Below are 19,292 nucleotides of genomic sequence, written 5' to 3' on the forward strand. Positions count from 1 at the left end.
TTAATACAGCCTTTCGATATACTTCATGATCCATTTCTCATACCAGCCTGTCGCTGCCTTAAGTTCTTTCTGCATGGTTCTGATGCAGGCTGCGGTTTCCCGGCGTTCTTCTCCTGATACCGGATGCGGACTGAATGCCGCCCGCTGTCCGATCACGGATATCTTTTGATACGTCTCTCTTGTCTTCTGTGAATAAAGTTTCGGTCCATGGCGGTAGAGAAGTTCTGCATATCCTGCCATGGCACGGACTGCACTTCGGTCGTCTCCGCTCTGGAATCTGCGCTTCCGGATCTGTCCTGCCCGGAATCTCAGGATCCAGACTGTCAGAATAAAGATCAGACAGAATATGTCAAATACCGACAGAAGCAGGATCAGGAATTTCTCGATCCCGAACAGTGCCAGTCTGAGACTCCAGTGCGTCTGGATATTTTCTTCCATCGGCGGTTCTTCCTCTGTTTCAGGGATTGCTGCCGCCTTTGCGCCCTGAGCTTCCAGACCTGTCTTTAAGTCTGCTTCTTTCATGACGTTGTAATATTCCGGTGTCATTTCGACCGGAACCCAGCCAAGTCCGTCAATGTAGATCTCTGTCCATGCGTGACCGTTTTTGCCCGGAATCTCTATGGTATCCCCGGATTTTTTGTCTCTGACATCTTCCGGTGTGACAAGATATCCTTCTACATAGCGGGACGGGATTCCATAGTAGCGGAACATCAGTGCCGCCGCAGATGCATAATGAACACTGTGTCCGATCTTTGTGTCTGTCAGAAAATGTTCCACAAAGTCTCCATCCTTCGTATCCGGATCTGAAGCCGTACTGTAGGTCATGTTTTTTTCGAGGTATGCGCGGATCCTTGTAATCGCGGTATAGTAATCGGTATGTCCCTGCTCACGGTTTCCTCCGTCTCCCAGTTCTGTCCGGAAAAGAGTTTCCAGAGAAGCCGGGAGGTCTTTATCCTGACTGTATACAAAGGTATTATAGTAGCTTTCCGCATCCCGGTAATCGGTTCCCTCGCCTGATGCAAGGGTCTGGTAAACTCTCGCGCCCAGCGCCGTGAAATTTCCGACCAGGTTTCTGTCGGTCCGGAGTGTATAGGCTCTCTGTCCAAACAGTCCTTTTGCTCCCAGAGTGCTGTCGGTAAGCGGGGTTTCCCCGTCATATCCCTCCGGGATCTCTGCCAGTTCATAAGGTGTATAGAGGTATCTGCTGTCTGCCTTCTGATTCTCAACCGTCAGTGCAGATATCTTCCCTGAAAGCGTATCATCTCCGACCAGATTTCCGCCCTGCGCCAGCTGTGTTTCTGCATAAAATCCACCCTGATGCAGCCAGTAAAAAAGATTTTTCTGTTTATAGGCATCCCCGGTGGAAATACTTTTCCATTCGGAGCCGTTATAGGTGCTTCCCACAAATCCGCGCAGATACAGAGAATCCGGATTTTCCATCGTCACGCGCAGTGCGGTATCGTCCGAAGCCGTCCAGGCTGCACATTCTTTGAGCCTGCCGTTCGGGAGTGAATTGATCTCACCTTTCTTATAGCGCAGATTCTCTATGCCGGTGTGAACTTCTTCTTTTGCCTTTGCCACGATCTCCATGGAAGAATAGTCTGCTTCCGGAAGTATCTGTGCAGCCAGAAGTCCTGCCACAAGCATCACGCCCAGTGCCAGAATGCCGCCCTCCCAGAAAGCCCGGGAGCTTTGCGCTCTCCCATCTGACTTCGTGGAATGTGTCAGCATAAAGTTCAGTTTCAGAAGAAGTCCCAGATAAAAAAGGAAACAGACCTTATGATCCGGTACGCCCTCTGTAAAAAGAAGGAGCGCCGGGTACAGAGCCGCACAGAGCAGGGTAAGGATACACCATCTGTACTTCAGAATGATGAGTCCCAGAACCGCCGCCATTATTCCGGGGACGATCAGAAACATTATCCGGGAACTGTTTCCCGAGGTAATTGCTGTCGTGTCATACCGGTTCAGGTAGATTCCCGCTCTGCTGCCAAGGATATCTGCCGCGTCATTCCAGTAGAGTGCAGCTCCGTCCAGGATATTTCTGCGGAACAGCAGAAGCAGGAGCACAGCGGCCAGTGTGCTTCTGCACCGGACTGCCAGTCCCGTTTTGGGAATTCTGGCTGTGACAAGTGCCAGCAGAGTGACCACAAAAACGCTTAAAAGAACCGGCACTCTGTACACCTGCTCCGAAAAAAGCTCCAGGAACAGGATCAGCCCAAAGCCTTCCACAAGCCAGATCAGCGCAGTCTGCAGAAGGATACCTGACAGTTGTTTTCTGTATTCTCTTTTTGGGTGCTGTCCGGATTCTGTGATCCATATCTCCATGTTATGTGTTCTCCTCCGTTGTCCGGGCTGCCGGTTCCGCAGCCTATGACTGTTACCTGTCCTTTTTGTCTCAGGGTCTCCGCTTCTCTGTCATCCGGATCCCCGGTTATGTAAATATAGTTTGCAAAGTTCTGTGTGCCGGAGTTCTCAAGATAGCCCTGTACAGCCATTCGTTTTTGTCCGCTGCTGCGAAGAAAAAGATACAGGACGTTTTCGTAATCCTCCCGTATCCGGACTTTCTGTATCCGGAACCTTCCTGTCTGATGGTCGTAGATTCCTGCCTGGCAGGGAATCTTCTTATCTATAAAGTCCAGAAGAACTGAGGCAAAAACTTCTGCCACAGTCTCTGCCCTTCCCGGGTCTTTGTGTTCCTGCCAGCTTTCGGCCAGGATCAGAACGGTATCATCGACCGGGTAGCTTTTTTCCCGGATCATAATGTCATCCAGCTTGCCCGTAAGCTTCCAGTGGATCTGACGGATGGAATCTCCCGGCTGATATTCGCGGATATCGTAGGTCTCGCCCGGATCATCTCCCGGACGGCTGCCGGAATAGCGAAAACTTTCCATATCAAAGCCCTCTCTGGTAAGGAAAGAAAAATCCTGCCTGTGTTCCCCCGGCATCACTACGGTACAGCCGCTCACTTCTGCCACACGTTTCACAGCCGCCACACCAAAGAAATCTCTGCATTTCCACTGTGAAAATCCAAACTCAATACAGCCGCACCAGTTACTCTTCGCCTGAAATCCCACAGTTCCGGTTTCTCTGGTCCCGAGGGAAAACGGAAGCGGGATCTCTCCCTTCTCTCCGGTAAACTGATTCTGCCAGTGCAGTGTACAGCTTCCGGATACCGGCCATATGGAATTGTTCTGCATCTTAAGGTTTCCATTAAAACATTCTGTCCTCTGGGCCGCTCTTGGAAGTTTCAGTTTCCATTCCATCTTTTTTCCGCAGAACAGAGCTGTGACTGCTGAAAAGACAAGAAGAATGCCCGAGATCATAAGAAGTACGGCAAAGATCCAGGAACCGGTATATACGGTAGCTCCTGCCATCAGAACGATCCACAGAAACCACATGATCCTGCTTTTCATCATCCTTCTACCTTCGGCTGCGGTACTTCTGCAAGAATCTCATCAAGGATCTCACGGGCGGATTTTTCCTGATATCTTGCCCTTGAATCCAGGACCATACGGTGAGCTGCCACATCTTTGAATACCGTCTGTACGTCCTTCGGTATTACATAGTCTCTTGCGCTCATGTAGGCTGCCGCTTTTGCCATACGGCACAATGCCAGCGTTCCACGGGGACTTAAGCCGAGGACGATCATTTCATGTTCTCTGGTCGCTTCCGCGAGTTTTGCTATATAATCCAGGACTTCGTCTGCCACATACACATCCTGCACTTCGCTCTGAAGTTTCAGGACTTCCTCTCTGGTGATGACAGTCCGCGCAAGTTCCAGCGGATTGACTTTCTGACGGTCGCGGAGAAGCTCTACCAGGCTCTGGTGATCCGGGTATCCCATGCTGAGACTGACCATAAAACGGTCAAGCTGGGATTCCGGTAACATCTGAGTACCGGAAGAACCAACCGGGTTCTCTGTCGCAAGAACCACAAACGGCTGCGGCACTTCATGGGTCTCTCCGTCCACGGTCACTCTTCCCTCTTCCATTACTTCCAGAAGTGCAGCCTGCGTCTTGCTGGAAGTACGGTTGATCTCATCTGCAAGAAGAAGGTTGCACATTACCGCACCCGGACGGTACATGAACTGGCCGGTCTGTTTCTCATACATGGTAAATCCGGTGACATCAGACGGAACAACATCCGGTGTAAACTGGATACGGTTAAATTCCATTCCCATTAGGCGGCTCAGGGCAAGCGCTGTCGTTGTCTTTCCGACACCCGGCACGTCTTCCAGAAGAATGTGGCCTCTGGCCAGCACTGCCATGATGATCTTGTCTGTAACTGCTTTTTTTCCTTTGATGATCGTCTCGAGTTCCTTCTGGAGCTGTGTTATTTTTTCCGGCAATGTCTTTTCCTCCGTTTATCTGTGATCTGTCATGTTGTAGAAACTGTTTTCTTTGTTCTGGCAGCGCTCATATGCCACCATCGCACAGAATGCCTGGTCCGTCGCCATCGGATCGCTGTCTCCGTCCTCTGTGTGGGAGAAGCTTCCGTCTTTCTGGTAATAGGTCATAAGAGTATCGTAGAGTCCCTTTCCGTCTTTCTGGAAACGCTCATCTTCATTGCAATCAATGCCATAGGTACTCAGGGCAATGATCGTCTGGGAAACGGACTCGGAGCTCTTGTCTCCATAGGCGGTATAGCCTCCGTCTGCATCCTGTGCATCTGCCAGGAACTCTACGCCCCTGTCTATGGTGTCTTTTACGTTTTCTTCTTCCTGATATGGTTCCAGACACTGCAGCGTCATGGCCGTCAGATCCACATCTCCCTCTGTGGCATTGTCATCCAGAGAAAAACCGCCATCGGATTTTTCCTGTTCCAGAATATAGTCGAGATATTTCTTCTGAACCTCACCGTCTTTATTCGCCTGCGGATCCTGTGCATTCAGGGCAAGGAGGGCAAAAACAGCTCCGTTCAGTCCCTGAGAGACAACGGTCTCATAATCTTCCAGCGGCTTCTGGATATCATAGCCGCCGATCTCTGACGGATCTTCCCCGATCGCACAAAGTGCCAGTACTGCACGGGAATATTCTGTATATTTGTTTTCGCTTAAGATACCGTCCTGCTCTTTCAGTTTCTTTTCCAGATTTGCACGGTATTTCTCGAAGTAATTGTCCTCTGCCTTTTCACCGGAACGCGCCAGTGCGATCACTGTCCACTCACCGCCCAGGGAATCTGATGCGGGAGACGTCACTGTCTTCTGTTCATATTCTGCGGTTTTTGCAAGTGCCTTCTCCAGATCCGGTGTACTGCTGCCACCGCATCCTGTCATCATTCCTGCTGTTGTCAGCAGTACCAGAAATGTAAGTCCTCTTTGTTTTAATTTGTTCATACTCTGCCCTCTCGTATTCTGTGCCAGCAGAGAAGAACATCCTCTCTGCGTGAACATTCGATCGTCCAGCTTCTCTCTTTGGTAAGTGGAAGCAGGTTCTGTAGTTTCTGCCAGGGAATGGTACCCTTTCCAAGCCCCAGATGTGCATCCCGGTCACCGCAGTTATCATGGACATGAACATGCGTGACGTAAGGTGCAAGTTCTTCTGCCCAGGTGAGAACCGGAATTTCTGAATAACAGTGCGCATGCCCGATATCCAGACACAGATGGAAGTCCGGATGATCTACTTTCCTGTATACATCCAGAAGAAGTTCCCAGTCCTCGTCCAGAACGTTCTCCATCACGATTTCCAGTCCTTCTCTGTGTTCCAGAAACTCGCAGAAAAACCGGCTTACCTGATCTGCCCATCCTTCCCTGAAATAAACGCAGGGGATCATTCCGGAATGGTAAATGATCTTTCTGGCTCCAAGTTCCTTCCCCGCCTGATAGCACTGTGCAAACCGGGTCATCGTTACTTCACGGATCAGGCTGTCAAACGCAGCCGGGTTCAGATCCAGGAAAGGCCCGTGAAGTGTCAGCGGCGGATTCCCAAATGTATTTAATTTTTTCCTGTATATCTGTATCGTCTCTTCCAGATGATCCAGATTGTCGGAGATGGAAAAATCAATGCTCTCCACTCCCATTCCTGTTTCCCGGATCAGTTCTTTCATTTCCTCATCCGGAAGCAGATGACTGATATTGATCACTTTCTGCCTCTTTTCAGGGCTCCACCAGCCCGTATTTTTTCTTGATGCGTTCCAGTTTCTCAAGCATCGGACGGCTTAAGAACCACAGAAAAATCACTGTTGAGATGGCATGTACCAGATCGACCGGTGCTCCTGAAATATAAAAAGCCAGAAGACTTGCCCAGGTAACCTGTCCATATGACATCAACGCACTTGCCGGATTCATGATTCCACCATAAATCAGAAACACGCTCAAAAATCCATAAATACAGAGATCCCGCTTCCGTGCTTTGAGAATTCCTTTCTGAAAAAGGATTCCCGCAAGAAAACCGATCATGCCAAATGCAAACATCTGCCACGGAGTCCACGGTCCCTGTCCCATGAACATGTTGGAAAGCATCATGATCAGACACCCGACCAGAAAACCTGCTTCCCCTCCAAAGGAAATACCGCTCAAGATCACGATCGCCGCAACCGGTTTAAAACTCGGCACCATAAAAAATGCCGCTCTTCCTGCCACTCCGATCGCCGCCAGGACTGCGATCACCATGATCTCACGCGCCTTCGGCTTTCTTCCCTCAAACATCATAAAAAAGGGAAGCATCGCCGCAACGATCACGATCAGACTGCAGACCAGATATTTTCGTCCGTGGAAAACCCTGACTGACAGATACAGAAGTAACGGTACGACCAGGAGCATCACACCCAGCGCAAACCATGTCCGCCTGCTGACTCTGCCTTCCTTCGTCATCTGCCGGATGATCAGTCCGTCTGTGGGAAGTCTGTATTCTTCTGGTTCCTCTGGCTGCTCTTCCTTCGTATCTGCTGCATGCTCCGGATGCCGGTCCTCCCAGAATTCTTCCATAAATGTATCTAATTGCTGTTCCGTAAGCATGTGATCACATCCTTTCCGGTGACAGCATCCGGAAAGAGCTGCCTTGCCATACGGTTTGCCGCCGTTGTGTAGAAGTTATTTCCTGCAAAAAACTCCCTTGTATTCTGGCTTGTCACAACATTTCCCTCAAAGAACAGACCCACGCGGTCTGCATACTCTGCGACAAATTCCACATCATGGGAGATCATAAAGATCGTCAGTCCATGCTGTTTCAGTTTATTCAGAATTCTGCCGATTTCTTCCTTGTATTCTGCGTCCATGCCCTTGGTGGGTTCATCCATCAGGAGGATCCTCGGACGCAGGAGAAGTACTTTGGCAAGAGCAAGTCTCTGCTGTTCTCCGCCGCTTAAATCATAGGGATGTCGGTCCAGAAGCCCTTCAAGCCGTGTCAGGCTTACTATTCCCTCGATGGCTTTTTCCTTCTTCATGTGAACCTGATATTCCGGAGAAAGCTTCTCTTTCTTTCCACCAATGACGGAATAAAGATCTTCCAGTACTGTTTTTTTGAGAAAAATACTCTGTGGATTCTGTGGCATCACACCAAGACAGCCACAGTATAATTCTCTGTCCTTATAGGTACGGATATCACGGCCCTCCAGACGGATCCTGCCACGGTAAGGCTGGCGCACCCGGCTTAAGAGTGACAATGTCGTACTCTTGCCGGTTCCGTTGCCGCCCACCAGTGCATAAAATTCGCCTTTTCCTACCTGAAGTGACAGATCCCGCACAACGTCCGGGCTGTCCTTCTCATACCGGAACCAGACATCCTTCATTTCTATTGCCGGTTCTCTGCCGGAAGATGGCTGCTGTTCTTTCTGCTGTGCTGTCTTCTCGGCCAGGAACCGGTCGTTTGCTTTTTGCTGAAGTTCCCTTGAAATTCCTTTTGTATGAAAGTATTCCGCCAGCCACTGCCGTCCCTCGCTGACGGTCAGGGGACAGGCCGCACTGCTGTCGGTCTCTCCGTAGATCTGCATGGGAACCGGCATGGACAAAAACATCCCGTGCTTCTGCTCCCGCAGTTTCTGACCGATCTCTGACGGTCTTCCCTCCAGAAAAACGGTTCCCTTATCCAGTACAAACACTTTGTCCGCATAAGGAATGATATCCTGCAGACGGTGTTCTGTAATGATCACAGTTGTTCCGATGTCGCGGTTGATCTTTTTGACCGTTTCCAGAAAGTCTGATGCCGCGATCGGGTCAAGCTGAGAAGTCGGCTCATCCAGAATCAGAAGCGACGGATGCATTGCCATGATCGCCGCCAGGTTCAGAAGCTGCTTCTGTCCTCCGGAGAGTTCCTCCACACCCTTGTAGAACCACTGATGAATTCCAAAATAGCTCGCCATCTCCGCAACCCGGAGCCGGATTGTTTCGTTGTCATATCCAAGGCTCTCCAGCCCAAAAGCCAGTTCATGCCAGACTTTGTCTGTTACGATCTGATTATCCGGATTCTGCATGACAAAACCGATCTCCTGACTCTGCGTCCTGTGATCGACTTCTGCAAGTTTCTCTCCCTTGAACAGAACGGTTCCGCTCGAAACTCCATGAGGCATAAGTACGCTCTTGAAATGACGGAGCAGAGTGCTTTTGCCACAGCCGCTCCTTCCACAGATCACATTCAGGGTTCCCTCCTGAATCTCCATATTTACCTGATCGAGCACCTTACTGGAACAATCCGGGTGTGCAAAACAAAAGTCATGTATCTCTACTATATTCATAAGATTTTTCCTTCCTGTTCCAGTTCTTCATAAATCTGACGGTAAGTCATTCCGATATCGGTTCCTGTTTTTTTCCTGCTCTGTTTCAGTTTCCGGCTCTCGTAGAGTTCCAGCATCACCGGAAGGAAACAGAAAATCCCGAAACAGAGATAAGTTGCTCCGGCAAGCCATGGCGTAACGCTTACCGGTGCTGTACTGCCCTGCACGGTAAAGCCGGCCAGTACGATCCTCGGATCATATACCGCATAGGCAGCTCCACTGGCACAGCCTGCTGTAAATACAGCAAAAAGGCCTGCCATGAGGGTTCCAAGGCAACAGTCTCTCTTTGTAAAGCGATAGACGGAAAACGCCGTTCTTCCCCGCAGTCCATAGCCACGGCTTCGCATGGAATCCGAAGTCTCGATCGCATTTTCCAGCGACCAGGTCACAAGGATCGAAAGCATCTGAAGGCCATATTTTATCCTGTCCAGAAGTCTTCTCTCTGAAACATCTCGCCCCATTGCCTTCTGTCCGTTCCGGATAACTCCAAGCTGATTCAAAAAACGCGGCACAAACCGAAGTGCCATCGAAAGCACGAGTGAAAGTGCCGGTATGATCCGTCCGAAAAGGTAAACAAATTTGTCCGTTGTCATGACCTGATTGTAACAGCTGAACCACTGGATCACGACAAACATGACGGCACCAAGCACAACGCCGTATACCAGAGCCTCCAGTGTGATCCAGTTTCCGCTGCTCTCAACATAATAAAGCATTGTTACACCATAATGGTTGAACATCGGATTCAGAAGTGCCACGACCAGAAGCCCCGGCAGGGTCAGAAGCAGACTCTGCCTGAGTGTCCTGCGCCAGCCATTCAGCAGCGCGGCATAAAAGACAGCCCCGGCATAAGATATGCCCAGGAATACCGGATGCTGATTAAACATGGTAAATAAAAGCACCACTCCGAAATAAAAAAAGTTCAGCAGGGGGTGGTACCGGGAAAAACTGTCACTTTCCATCTTCTGCATACTGATCTCCTACATCGGAGCCAAGATTGCAGGTGTATCTCCATTCAATCTTATCTCCGTCCTCAAGCCTGTAGCTGGAACAGCCATAATTCGGATACTTGCCGTTTACGCTGTACATCCAGCCGGAGTTTTTGCCACAGTCAAACTCATAAAGCTGGTTGATTCCCTCAACATAATAGCTCTTGTACAGTGGTGTATAACGGGATGCCATATGGATTCCCTGCTCTCCGCAGATCTGCTTCAGAACATCAAAAACAGTTTCGCCGCCCTTAAATGATACCTGCGTTTCCTTAAGGATCCATCCGTCCTGCGGAACAAATTCCTTCTTGGTCTCCTTAAGATCCTCCATATGGTCAAGAATCGTGGAACATTCTATCGAGATCGTGCAGTTTCCGCCTTTTGATGAAGCGCCGCCTCCACAGCCCGATAACAGAAAGCTGCACAGAAACAGCACCATACAGACTGCTGCTGTAACTCTGGTTCTACTTTTTACAAAGAACATCTTATTATCCTTCCATTTCTTTCCGTTCCTATCCATCAAGTTCCTCTGAAAGTTCTGCATATTCTGTAGTAAAGCCGAATTCCTGTGCATATTCGTCTACTTTGCTGCCCTTTTGGCAGACGATCGTGCAGCTTCTGTTGATGATCCATGGTCCGATCTCATCCGGATCATGCAGGATCTCGATCCGCTCCAGTCTGCTGCAGCCGTGGAACGCCCACCGGCCGATCTCTCTGACACTCTCCGGGACATATACCGTTCTTAAATTCTTGCAGCGGAAAAAGGCACTGTCTCCGATCACACGAAGGTTCGAAGGAAGTGTCAGCTCCTCTATTCCGCAGAAATAAAATGCTTCTTCTCCGATCTCCCGGACAGAATCCGGCAGTGCAATGCTGTGAAGTTCCTTGCAGCGGTAAAAAGCTCTCTTCTCAATCTGCTGTGTATGTGGCGGAAGACAGACTTCCTCCAGATTCAGGCAGGAATCAAAAATCCCCTCCGGGATCACCCTGCATCTGCTCCCGGAAGAAAATTCCACTCTTTTCAGTTTGCTGCACTCCCGGTAACACTGTGCACCGATCTTCTCAAGACTGTCCGGCAGTACTGCTGCCCTCAGACGCCGGTTCCCTGCGAATGCTCTTTTTTTGATCTCTATCAGTGTATCCGGAAATCTGACCTGTTTCTGAAACTGGCATCCCTCAAATGCCTGCTTGCCGATCACGCGACAGGCAGCGGGAAGCGATACACTGTGTACCTTGCCATTATTAAGGAAGCATTTGTCCCCTATGTATCTGTACTGATCCGGAATCTCCCCCGGTGCGCCTACTCTCCTGTTTCGCTCATTCTGTATCGTGTATACCCGTGCATCATACCTCAGCTGATTCCAGCCTTTTTCCGCATTTTGTCTTTCCATGGTTTCTCCGCTCTTTCCTTTTCTCTTTAAGACAACAAAAACAGAGCCCCATAATTGCCATGATGGGTCTCTGTCCTCTGCACAACGCGTTCTATATGCTGACTCTGTATGCGGATGCACACTTACAGCAGTTTCTTATAAACTGTTCCGGATTCCCGCCGGATTACATTAAATTGACTTTTCTGGTCAAACCACGCCTGGTTATTCTTTTTCAGAAAAGTATAACAGTTTTACACATTTCTGTCAATGTTCATATCTTTTTCGACAATTTTCTTGTATTTTTTTCTACCATTTTGCGCGGCACCATGATCTGGTGTCCGCAGCCCATGCATTTCAGCCGGAAATCTGCTCCTACACGAAGGATCTCCCACTCCTTGCTTCCACATGGATGACCTTTCTTGAGGGTTACAACATCCCCCACTTCATAAACAAGTTCCATGCCCTGTCTGCTCCCTTATCTTACTTTAATCTGAGAAAATACCTGACCGATCGGCTCCTTGATCAGAAGATCTGCATTGCGGTCACGCGGAGTCGATGATTTGTTGATGACCACCAGTGCATCTCCCCGGAAATAATCAATCAGACCTGCCGCAGGATAGACGGCAAGAGAGGTTCCTCCTATGATCAGAACCTGCGCCTCGGAGATCGCACGGACAGAATCCTGTATCGTCTGATTATCCAGTCCTTCTTCATAAAGAACCACATCCGGCTTAATCATTCCGCCGCATTCGCATCTCGGAACTCCCTCACTGTGCTTCACATAATCAAAATCATAAAATTTCCCGCATCTCATACAGTGATTGCGGTATACGCTTCCATGAAGCTCCAGTACACGGCGGCTGCCCGCCATCTGATGAAGATTGTCGATGTTCTGGGTTATCACTGCTTTGAGCTTCCCTGCCTCTTCCAGTTCTGCAAGTTTGAGATGTGCCGCATTCGGCTTCGCAGTATCACAGAGCATCTTGTCACGGTAAAACTTGTAAAATTCCTCCGGATGACTCATAAAGAACGTATGGCTCAGAATGGTTTCCGGCGGATAATCATATTTCTGGTGATATAATCCGTCCTGAGAACGGAAGTCCGGAATGCCACTCTCCGTGGAAACTCCCGCACCGCCAAAAAACACAATGTTGTCATGCTGGTCGATCAGCTCCTGCAATTTCATGATTTTTTCATCCATGTAAAATCCCCCTTTGCTCTTTTGATTTCTGTCTGCCGCAGGCTGCTCTCTAATGGGCATCCTCAGAAATGTCCCTCTTTCCCTGTACTACGAACCTTGTGGATTCGTTTCCTGTGCAGGTAGACAATGTTACGATCTTGTCTTTGATCGTCAGCTCGCCCGGATCTGTCTGGATTTCTGAATAACCCTTGATCGTTTCCAGATAGCTCTGAAATTCATCGCCCGGTCCCTTGAATAAAGTGTAGGTATCACTGTTGACCTCTGTCGTGTAGGCAGAAATAATCTCATAACGATAATTCTTATCCGGTGTCAGGATCCAGAAATATTTACTCTTATTATAAGTCTCCTGATCCTCTGCAAATTTCTTGAGGTGGCCGAACATGGAACCATTCTTCATATTGTGTCCGTAAACCAGAGTATTGCAGTCGCTGAAATCAGGACTGTTTTCATAATCCACAAAAATAGTTCCTGCAAAATTATAGTTCTTCTCGTATGTCTGGTGCAGGTATGTTTCATTATCCTTGCCCTGCACGATCGGATAGCTGATACCATCCAGTGCTTCTATATAAATCCAGCCTACTACATCTGAGTTCACGCTCTTAAGTGCTGCAAAATCCACGTCGATCGGGGCCTTTGGCTGTGCATTCGGTCCTGCCACTTCCTGTGAATCCGGTGCACGGTCTGTCACTGCCATCTGTTCAATGTGGTTATATTCATCTGTTCCTTTCTTGTATTCTGTGTAAATATGAAAAAGATTCACGGCTGCATAACAGAAAACTGCTATCGCCACAATAAGAACCAGGGTCAAAAGGATATCTCCTTTTTTCTTCTGCTTGGACTGATTCTCTGTGTTTTTCCCACTCATAATACACTCCTTTCGTCCAGACTTATTTCCTGCATTTTATCAGATTTAACTGTCTGTTCTGTAAAATCTTAGCACAGGACACATTTTACGTCAATGGAACCGGATGTGAATTTATAGTTATTTCATACTTATAAGAATGAGTATCTTGTAGAGAAGAAGTCAGGATGCTATAATTCATTGTATAATTTTTTACAAAGGAGACACCAAAAATGCAGATTACATTTCCTGCTTTTTATAAAGAATTTTCCTGTATCGCAGGAGCCTGTCCGGACACCTGCTGTGCGGGATGGCAGATCATGATCGATGACAGGAGTCTTAAGAAATACCGCCACTTTAAGGGTGCTTTCCGCAACCGGCTCTATAATGATATTGACTGGAAGGAACAGGCTTTTCGCCAGTATGACCATCGATGTGCTTTCTTAAATGAAGAAAATCTCTGCGATATCTACAGCGAAGCTGGCCCTGATATGCTCTGCGATACCTGCCGGAAATATCCCCGCCACATCGAAGAATTCGAGGGACTGCGCGAATATTCCCTCTCTTTATCCTGCCCGGAGGCCGCAAGGATCTTTCTCTCCCGGAAGGAAAAAACTACTTTTGTCACAATAGAAAAAGAAACTCCTGAAGAGACGTATGATGATTTTGACTATCTGCTTTTTACTGCGTTGATGGATACCAGGGACTACCTCATTTCCATCGTTCAGGACAGAAACCTCCCCATGGAACTGCGCCGCCACAAACTGCTTGCCTGTACACATGATTTCCAGCTGGCTCTTGACAAAAATGAGCTGTACCAGTGGGAAGATATCCGCGCACGCCACCAGAGCTCCGGCGTTGGAGATACTTTTCTTGCAAAGATCCAGAAGTGGACAACTTCCAGGACAGATCCTGTCACTTACCGTAAACAGGTCTGGAAAGCTGTCATTCCCGAGATGGAAGTCCTGCGCAAAAGATGGCGGAAATATCTCCACGAAACCTTACTCCCGCTCTACACGGCATGTGACTCCGAAGAAAAATTTACCAGCTGCTGTCAGGAATTTCTCGCAGCCTGCCCGGACTGGACGATCCAGGAAGAACAGCTTCTCGTTTATTGGATCTACACTTACTTCTGCGGAGCCGTCTACGATGACCAGATCTTCGCCAAAATAAAAATGGCAGTCGTCTGCACAGCCATGATCCACGACCTCGCCGTGGGTACTTACCTCGCAAATGACCACCATTTCACCTTTGATGACCTCGTATCCATCTGCTACCGCTTTTCACGAGAGCTCGAACACTCTGATCTCAATCTGAATGAAATGGAACGGCTGATGGATGAGGATGAGATTTTTGCGTTCAGGAACCTTTTGCTGATCTGAAACGCCATGCCCCTGAATCTTCATTTGTCAATTTCTCCCCCGTATGCTACAATGAATTCATTATTAACCTAATCGGAGGTATACAAATGTCAAAGAAAAATCTTATCGTCGGACAGTCCGGCGGACCTACTGCCGTGATCAACAGCAGCCTTTATGGAGTTGTTTCTGAGGGACTTGCCCATTCTGATGAAATCGGACATGTTTACGGCATGGTCAATGGGATCGAAGGATTCCTGTCTGGTCGTGTGCTTGATTTTGAGGAAGCTCTTCCGGGCGAGAAGCTTACGTATCTTACTCACACGCCTGGCGCATATCTTGGTTCCTGCCGTTACAAACTGCCGGAATCTCTCGAAGATCCGGTCTATCCGGAGCTTTTCCGCAAGTTTGAAGAGATGAACATCGGCTGGTTTTTCTATATCGGTGGAAATGATTCCATGGATACTGTCAGCAAGCTTTCCCGCTATGCAGCCAAAATTGGAAGCTCCATCCGTGTGATCGGCGAGCCAAAGACGATCGATAATGACCTGATCCATACCGATCATACACCGGGATTCGGAAGTGCTGCCAAATACGTTGCATCTACTGTCCGTGAGATCACTCTTGATGCCAATGTCTATGAGAAAAAATCCGTGACGATCATCGAGATTATGGGACGTCATGCGGGATGGCTGACTGCTGCCAGTGCCCTTGCACGTAAATATGATGGCGACAACCCGTTATTTATCTATCTTCCGGAGACAGATTTTGACCAGGAAGCTTTTCTGAAAGATCTGGAAAAAGCATTCGAGACAAACTGCAACCTTATCGTCTGTGTTTCTGAGGGAATCCACGACGCTGAGGGAACTTTTATCTGCGAATACGACAGCTCTGTAGGAACCGACACTTTCGGTCACAAGATGCTTGCAGGATGCGGCAAATATCTTGAAAATCTTGTCCGTAGCCGTCTCGGTGTCAAAGCCCGTTCTGTAGAACTGAACGTCAGCCAGCGATGCAGTGCAGCCATGATCTCTGCCACCGACCAGCAGGAAGCTGTTGCTGCAGGTAAGTTTGGCGTGCAGGCTGCCCTTAACGGTGAGACTGGAAAGATGGTTTCCTTCATCCGCGAGGCCGATGCTGATGGTAATTACCAGATGGTCTGTGGACTTGAGGATGTCAATGAGATCTGTAACCAGGAAAAGGTCGTTCCGGCAGAATGGATCACACCTGACGGTCACGATGTCACCGAAGATTTTGTCCGCTATGCCCGACCGCTGATCCAGGGAAATGTAAATGTTCCTCTTGGTGAGGACGGACTTCCGGCATTTGTATACCGTAAATAATTTTTTCCATAAATAAAAAAGATCCCTTTCCCATCACTGCGGCCGCCAGAAGCGGTTCCAGATAAGAAAGGGATCTTTTTATGTATTCAGTTTTTACTGCTGATCAAACTCTTCGTGATCCTGTTTGATCTTTTCTTTTACTTCTTTTTTGAGTTTTTCTTCTTCCTTGCGCTCTACGCGGCTCTTTGGAAGAATGACGTTCAGCACTACTGCGATCAGTGTTGCCAGAACTACAGGGGATTTACCAAAAATCGTAGTTACCCAGTCCGGCAAGCTTGCAAGTGCTGCGGATGCCTGAGAAACACCGACACCGATCGCTGCTGCAAGGCCTACGATGGAAGAGTTTCTGTAATCCATCTCTGCGGAAGCTACAAGTTTCATACCTGTCATTGCGATGGAAGCAAATACGGATACGGTCGCACCACCGAGAACACACTGTGGGATCGTTGTCAGAAGTGCGGAGAATTTCGGCACGATACCTGCAACGCCGAGGATGACTGCTGCAAGGCCAAGGACGCAACGGTTGATAACCTTGGTGGTTGTAACGATACCTACGTTCTGGCTGTAGGTTGCTGTCGGAAGTCCGCCGAACAGTGCGCCGATCACGTTGCTGATACCATATGCCATGATACCGTTCTGGAGTTCACGATCCTCCGGCACACGGTCCATTGCTCCGATGGTCGTTGCGGAATAGTCTCCGATTGCCTGTACGGAGTTGATCGCGAACAGAAGTCCGATGGCAACGCAGGCTGAGATCTCAAAGTGGATGCCAAAATGCATGAACTGCGGGAGCTGGAACATCTTCGCCTGACCTACACTTGAGAGATTCACCATGCCAAACGGAATGGATACGATATAACCAACGATGATACCAATCAGAATGGAAGCCAGTTTCAGGATTCCTTTGCCGAAATGGTTCAGTGCAGTTACAACTGCCAGTGTGATGAATGCTACCAGCCAGTTCTGCCAGGAACCGTAATCCGGATTGCTTGTGCCGCCCGCCATGTAGTTGATCGCTGTCGGGTACAGGGACAGACCAATGGTAAATACAACGGTACCTGTGATCAGCGGCGGGAAGAAAACTCTGATCTTCTTGACCAGAATACCCATGATAAATGCTACCACACCACCGACGATCTGCGCGCCCAGGATCGTCGAGATCCCATAGCCTTCTGCGATCGCCTGCATACTTGGAACGTAGGCAAAGCTGACACCCATGATCATCGGGAGTCCGGATCCCAGGGTAAAGCCGCCTTTCTTGCCAAGCGGAAATAACTGGATCAGGGTCGACAGTGCTGAGATGACCAGTGATGCCTGGATCAGAATAACTCGATCCTTGTCGCTTAAGCCGCCTCCTCCTACTGCTCCGGCTACGATGATTGCCGGGGTAACACATCCCACGATCATGGCAACTACATGCTGCAGGGCCAGCGGAATGGCTTCCTGGAATTTTGGAACGCCATTCAGTTCAAAAATACTTCCTCGTTTCATTGTTTCCTCCTGTTTCCGTTCCGCCGCCTCTCCCCTGTTTGTAATTGTCTGCCCTCTTGTGCGCCGGAATCATTTGTTTTTGAGATCATTCGTCCTAACCGCTCCGAATAATCGTCATTGTGCATATATTATAGCAAATTATTATCAAAAAAACAATTAGATTCACTAAATTTTTTTGTATATTCAACAAGATTTTACGTCAAAAGTTCAAACGTATGATACAGATCCACACGTCCATACCCCCAGTTCGGATTTGGGTACTGTATTATATCGTCACGGACTGCGCCGCGGCTTAGGTAGTTTTTGACGCTGTTGCCGGTGAAGTAGGGTTCGTTGCCGCGGATCAGGGCCCATTCGAACAGTAGGGCGGCGATCCCGGCGGTCTGGGCGGCTGCAAGGCTGGTTCCTGTTGCCTGTTCGAAGGTCCGGCCGGCTCCGATCGAAGCAGTCAGGATTCCGACGCCCGGGGCTGCGAAGTCTGGTTTTACGACATTTTCAGTGTTGTAGCCGCGGCTTGCCTGGACATAAAGACTGTTGTCGCGGTACTGGTATGCGGTTACTGTCATTCCGTCACGGGCATCTCCGGGGGAAGTGATCGTAAATTCCGGGGAGGATTTCAGGAAATAAGTCTCATCGGAGATCAGTCCCCTCGCCGGAAGCCAGATATGAAATCCGCCATTGGCCGGCATCCGTTCCTCCACCAGAAGTTTCCAGATCCCCGGTGCCGGATGCAGAAAACGGAAAAAAGCCAGTGTTTTTCCCGTCCTTCGCTCGATCGGTATGTAGTTGACCAGGATCCTCGTTTCCACAAATACAAACGAAAGTTCCTGGGTTCTATATTTGAGGGCGGTGCTCACCGGAAGTCTCTCACCTGTCGGTGACTGGATCACGATATTATAAAAATTAGGAGAGTCACCCCAGAATTCCATCGAAAATCCTCTGGTACTCTCCTGCTCTCCTACTTTGAGTTCTACCGTATCTGTTTTTTCCTGCCGATCCGCCCCACTTAAATAATGATGTCTGGCTGTTCCTTCATTTCCCGCCGCGATCGAAATGGAGTTCTGGCTGAAACTTGCCGTGCTGTTGATAAACTCACTCAAAGGTCCGTCTCCGCGGTGCGCCCCCATATTCGTCCCAAGCCCTATGCAGATAGAAAGCGGCATCTGATTTTCTACCGCGCACTGTAACACATAAGCAATCGCCAGCATGATATCATCTTCCTGAAAAACCTCCGCTTCCCGTGGAAAAAGGTAAAAATCCCGCAGATATTTTTTGGCAGGCTTAAGCTTGACGATCACCAGCTCTGCTTCCGGTGCCGCCCCGGAAAAATTTTCTTCCGGGATCCGATTTCCTGCTGCTGTCGCAGCGAGCCTGGTTCCGTGTCCGTTTCTGTCGATTAAGGGCACAATCTCCAGCGGATTTTCGGCAGCAAGTGCCTCGTTGATCTGCACTCTGGTAAATTCTCTTCCATATGGGATCCGGCCGGAACGCCCTCCCGGAAGGGACTGGTCCCAGATACTCAGAATCTTGCTCTGGTCACCATTACGAAAAGCCGGATGCTGATAGTCGATCCCTGAATCAATGACCGCCACCAGTGTTCCGGCTCCTTTTAATCTGAGGTATGGATGATCGTGAAGCTTGAGTACGCCAGATGCGCTCAACGCTCCAAGATCCATATAAGTGTAACATTTGGGAATAGAAGAATAAGAATAACTGTTGAATTCCAGTGCCGGAACATCCTGCTCCGGGACATAGAGGATCCCGAACAGGTCATTCACGATCTGAAACGTATCATCAGACTCATAATCAAAATCTCCATGAAGATTCTGATTATATCGGACGATAAAGTTCTGATACTGCTGATCCTGTGCCGGCACGATAATGCCTTCCTGTATGCGCATAGTCATCGGTCTCCTGCACATATTTCTGTACAGGCTATGCAGACATCAACCTCTTTATTCCTGTTATTTCCATATCTACGTTTTCCTCAAAT

General features: G+C 48.9%; 17 protein-coding genes. 2 read left to right on the forward strand and 15 right to left on the reverse strand.

What is annotated here, in order from left to right; translation table 11 throughout:
* The 13 genes from DWX28_RS02000 to srtB form a co-directional block, all read right to left on the reverse strand.
* Entirely contained in the window at positions 1-2,325 is a 2,325-nt protein-coding gene (locus DWX28_RS02000; protein ID WP_118251514.1) for a DUF3488 and transglutaminase-like domain-containing protein, read from the reverse strand.
* Positions 2,238-3,416: a DUF58 domain-containing protein gene (locus DWX28_RS02005; protein ID WP_118251515.1), complete on the reverse strand. Its 1,179-nt coding sequence runs from the start codon at positions 3,414-3,416 to the stop codon at positions 2,238-2,240. Before DWX28_RS02005 ends, DWX28_RS02000 begins: the two co-directional genes overlap by 88 nt.
* Complete coding sequence (locus DWX28_RS02010) at positions 3,413-4,348, reverse strand: AAA family ATPase (protein ID WP_022214657.1); 936 nt, start codon at positions 4,346-4,348, stop codon at positions 3,413-3,415. The genes DWX28_RS02005 and DWX28_RS02010 overlap by 4 nt, the downstream gene beginning before the upstream one ends.
* A 15-nt stretch (positions 4,349-4,363) precedes the next feature.
* A complete protein-coding gene (locus DWX28_RS02015) occupies positions 4,364-5,335 on the reverse strand; it encodes a prenyltransferase/squalene oxidase repeat-containing protein (RefSeq protein ID WP_118251516.1) in 972 nt (323 codons plus the stop codon).
* A complete protein-coding gene (locus DWX28_RS02020) occupies positions 5,332-6,081 on the reverse strand; it encodes a sugar phosphate isomerase/epimerase family protein (RefSeq protein ID WP_118251517.1) in 750 nt (249 codons plus the stop codon). The genes DWX28_RS02015 and DWX28_RS02020 overlap by 4 nt, the downstream gene beginning before the upstream one ends.
* A 13-nt stretch (positions 6,082-6,094) precedes the next feature.
* On the reverse strand, positions 6,095-6,955 hold the full coding sequence (locus DWX28_RS02025) for an ECF transporter S component (protein WP_022214654.1): 861 nt from the start codon (positions 6,953-6,955) through the stop codon (positions 6,095-6,097).
* The gene (locus DWX28_RS02030; protein WP_118251518.1) at positions 6,934-8,670 is read right to left on the reverse strand and encodes an ABC transporter ATP-binding protein; all 1,737 of its coding nucleotides are present in this window, start codon (positions 8,668-8,670) and stop codon (positions 6,934-6,936) included. The genes DWX28_RS02025 and DWX28_RS02030 overlap by 22 nt, the downstream gene beginning before the upstream one ends.
* A complete protein-coding gene (locus DWX28_RS02035; protein WP_118251519.1) occupies positions 8,667-9,677 on the reverse strand; it encodes an energy-coupling factor transporter transmembrane component T in 1,011 nt (336 codons plus the stop codon). The genes DWX28_RS02030 and DWX28_RS02035 overlap by 4 nt, the downstream gene beginning before the upstream one ends.
* Positions 9,658-10,215 carry a DUF4430 domain-containing protein gene (locus DWX28_RS02040; RefSeq protein ID WP_118698141.1) on the reverse strand — a complete coding sequence of 186 codons (558 nt, stop codon included), beginning with the start codon at positions 10,213-10,215 and terminating at the stop codon, positions 9,658-9,660. Before DWX28_RS02040 ends, DWX28_RS02035 begins: the two co-directional genes overlap by 20 nt.
* A complete protein-coding gene (locus DWX28_RS02045) occupies positions 10,208-11,086 on the reverse strand; it encodes a leucine-rich repeat domain-containing protein (protein WP_022214650.1) in 879 nt (292 codons plus the stop codon). The genes DWX28_RS02040 and DWX28_RS02045 overlap by 8 nt, the downstream gene beginning before the upstream one ends.
* A gap of 250 nt (positions 11,087-11,336) precedes the next feature.
* Positions 11,337-11,525: a DUF951 domain-containing protein gene (locus tag DWX28_RS02050; RefSeq protein WP_022214649.1), complete on the reverse strand. Its 189-nt coding sequence runs from the start codon at positions 11,523-11,525 to the stop codon at positions 11,337-11,339.
* Between the two features lie 15 nt (positions 11,526-11,540).
* Positions 11,541-12,266, reverse strand: coding sequence for an NAD-dependent protein deacylase (locus DWX28_RS02055; protein WP_118251521.1), 726 nt, complete (start codon positions 12,264-12,266; stop codon positions 11,541-11,543).
* A gap of 49 nt (positions 12,267-12,315) precedes the next feature.
* Positions 12,316-13,131, reverse strand: coding sequence for a class B sortase (gene srtB, locus DWX28_RS02060; RefSeq protein WP_118251522.1), 816 nt, complete (start codon positions 13,129-13,131; stop codon positions 12,316-12,318).
* Between the two features lie 209 nt (positions 13,132-13,340).
* Here srtB and fliB point away from each other — a divergent pair, with 209 nt between their 5' ends.
* Positions 13,341-14,489, forward strand: coding sequence for a flagellin lysine-N-methylase (gene fliB / locus DWX28_RS02065; RefSeq protein WP_118251523.1), 1,149 nt, complete (start codon positions 13,341-13,343; stop codon positions 14,487-14,489).
* An 86-nt stretch (positions 14,490-14,575) separates the two neighbouring features.
* Complete coding sequence (locus DWX28_RS02070; RefSeq protein WP_118251525.1) at positions 14,576-15,808, forward strand: 6-phosphofructokinase; 1,233 nt, start codon at positions 14,576-14,578, stop codon at positions 15,806-15,808.
* A gap of 93 nt (positions 15,809-15,901) precedes the next feature.
* Here the strand turns inward: DWX28_RS02070 and DWX28_RS02075 are convergent, their stop codons facing one another.
* Both DWX28_RS02075 and DWX28_RS02080 read right to left on the reverse strand, forming a co-directional pair.
* Entirely contained in the window at positions 15,902-17,299 is a 1,398-nt protein-coding gene (locus DWX28_RS02075) for a uracil-xanthine permease family protein (protein WP_118251527.1), read from the reverse strand.
* Between the two features lie 194 nt (positions 17,300-17,493).
* Entirely contained in the window at positions 17,494-19,200 is a 1,707-nt protein-coding gene (locus tag DWX28_RS02080) for a S8 family peptidase (protein ID WP_243002297.1), read from the reverse strand.
* Positions 19,201-19,292 lie beyond the last annotated feature (92 nt).

This window comes from Blautia sp. AF19-10LB, from assembly GCF_003461245.1.
Lineage (GTDB): Bacteria > Bacillota > Clostridia > Lachnospirales > Lachnospiraceae > Blautia_A > Blautia_A intestinihominis.

What these genes read in the sequence shown, in the direction of transcription:
- DWX28_RS02040 (WP_118698141.1), bottom strand. Translation starts at nt 10,215, where the DNA reads ATGGATAGGAACGGAAAGAAATGGAAGGATAATAAGATGTTCTTTGTA.
- DWX28_RS02025 (WP_022214654.1), bottom strand. Translation starts at nt 6,955, where the DNA reads ATGCTTACGGAACAGCAATTAGATACATTTATGGAAGAATTCTGGGAG.
- srtB (WP_118251522.1), bottom strand. Translation starts at nt 13,131, where the DNA reads ATGAGTGGGAAAAACACAGAGAATCAGTCCAAGCAGAAGAAAAAAGGA.
- DWX28_RS02070 (WP_118251525.1), top strand. Translation starts at nt 14,576, where the DNA reads ATGTCAAAGAAAAATCTTATCGTCGGACAGTCCGGCGGACCTACTGCC.
- DWX28_RS02035 (WP_118251519.1), bottom strand. Translation starts at nt 9,677, where the DNA reads ATGCAGAAGATGGAAAGTGACAGTTTTTCCCGGTACCACCCCCTGCTG.
- DWX28_RS02075 (WP_118251527.1), bottom strand. Translation starts at nt 17,299, where the DNA reads ATGAAACGAGGAAGTATTTTTGAACTGAATGGCGTTCCAAAATTCCAG.
- DWX28_RS02055 (WP_118251521.1), bottom strand. Translation starts at nt 12,266, where the DNA reads ATGGATGAAAAAATCATGAAATTGCAGGAGCTGATCGACCAGCATGAC.
- DWX28_RS02030 (WP_118251518.1), bottom strand. Translation starts at nt 8,670, where the DNA reads ATGAATATAGTAGAGATACATGACTTTTGTTTTGCACACCCGGATTGT.
- fliB (WP_118251523.1), top strand. Translation starts at nt 13,341, where the DNA reads ATGCAGATTACATTTCCTGCTTTTTATAAAGAATTTTCCTGTATCGCA.
- DWX28_RS02000 (WP_118251514.1), bottom strand. Translation starts at nt 2,325, where the DNA reads ATGGAGATATGGATCACAGAATCCGGACAGCACCCAAAAAGAGAATAC.
- DWX28_RS02080 (WP_243002297.1), bottom strand. Translation starts at nt 19,200, where the DNA reads ATGCGCATACAGGAAGGCATTATCGTGCCGGCACAGGATCAGCAGTAT.
- DWX28_RS02015 (WP_118251516.1), bottom strand. Translation starts at nt 5,335, where the DNA reads ATGAACAAATTAAAACAAAGAGGACTTACATTTCTGGTACTGCTGACA.
- DWX28_RS02005 (WP_118251515.1), bottom strand. Translation starts at nt 3,416, where the DNA reads ATGATGAAAAGCAGGATCATGTGGTTTCTGTGGATCGTTCTGATGGCA.
- DWX28_RS02050 (WP_022214649.1), bottom strand. Translation starts at nt 11,525, where the DNA reads ATGGAACTTGTTTATGAAGTGGGGGATGTTGTAACCCTCAAGAAAGGT.
- DWX28_RS02045 (WP_022214650.1), bottom strand. Translation starts at nt 11,086, where the DNA reads ATGGAAAGACAAAATGCGGAAAAAGGCTGGAATCAGCTGAGGTATGAT.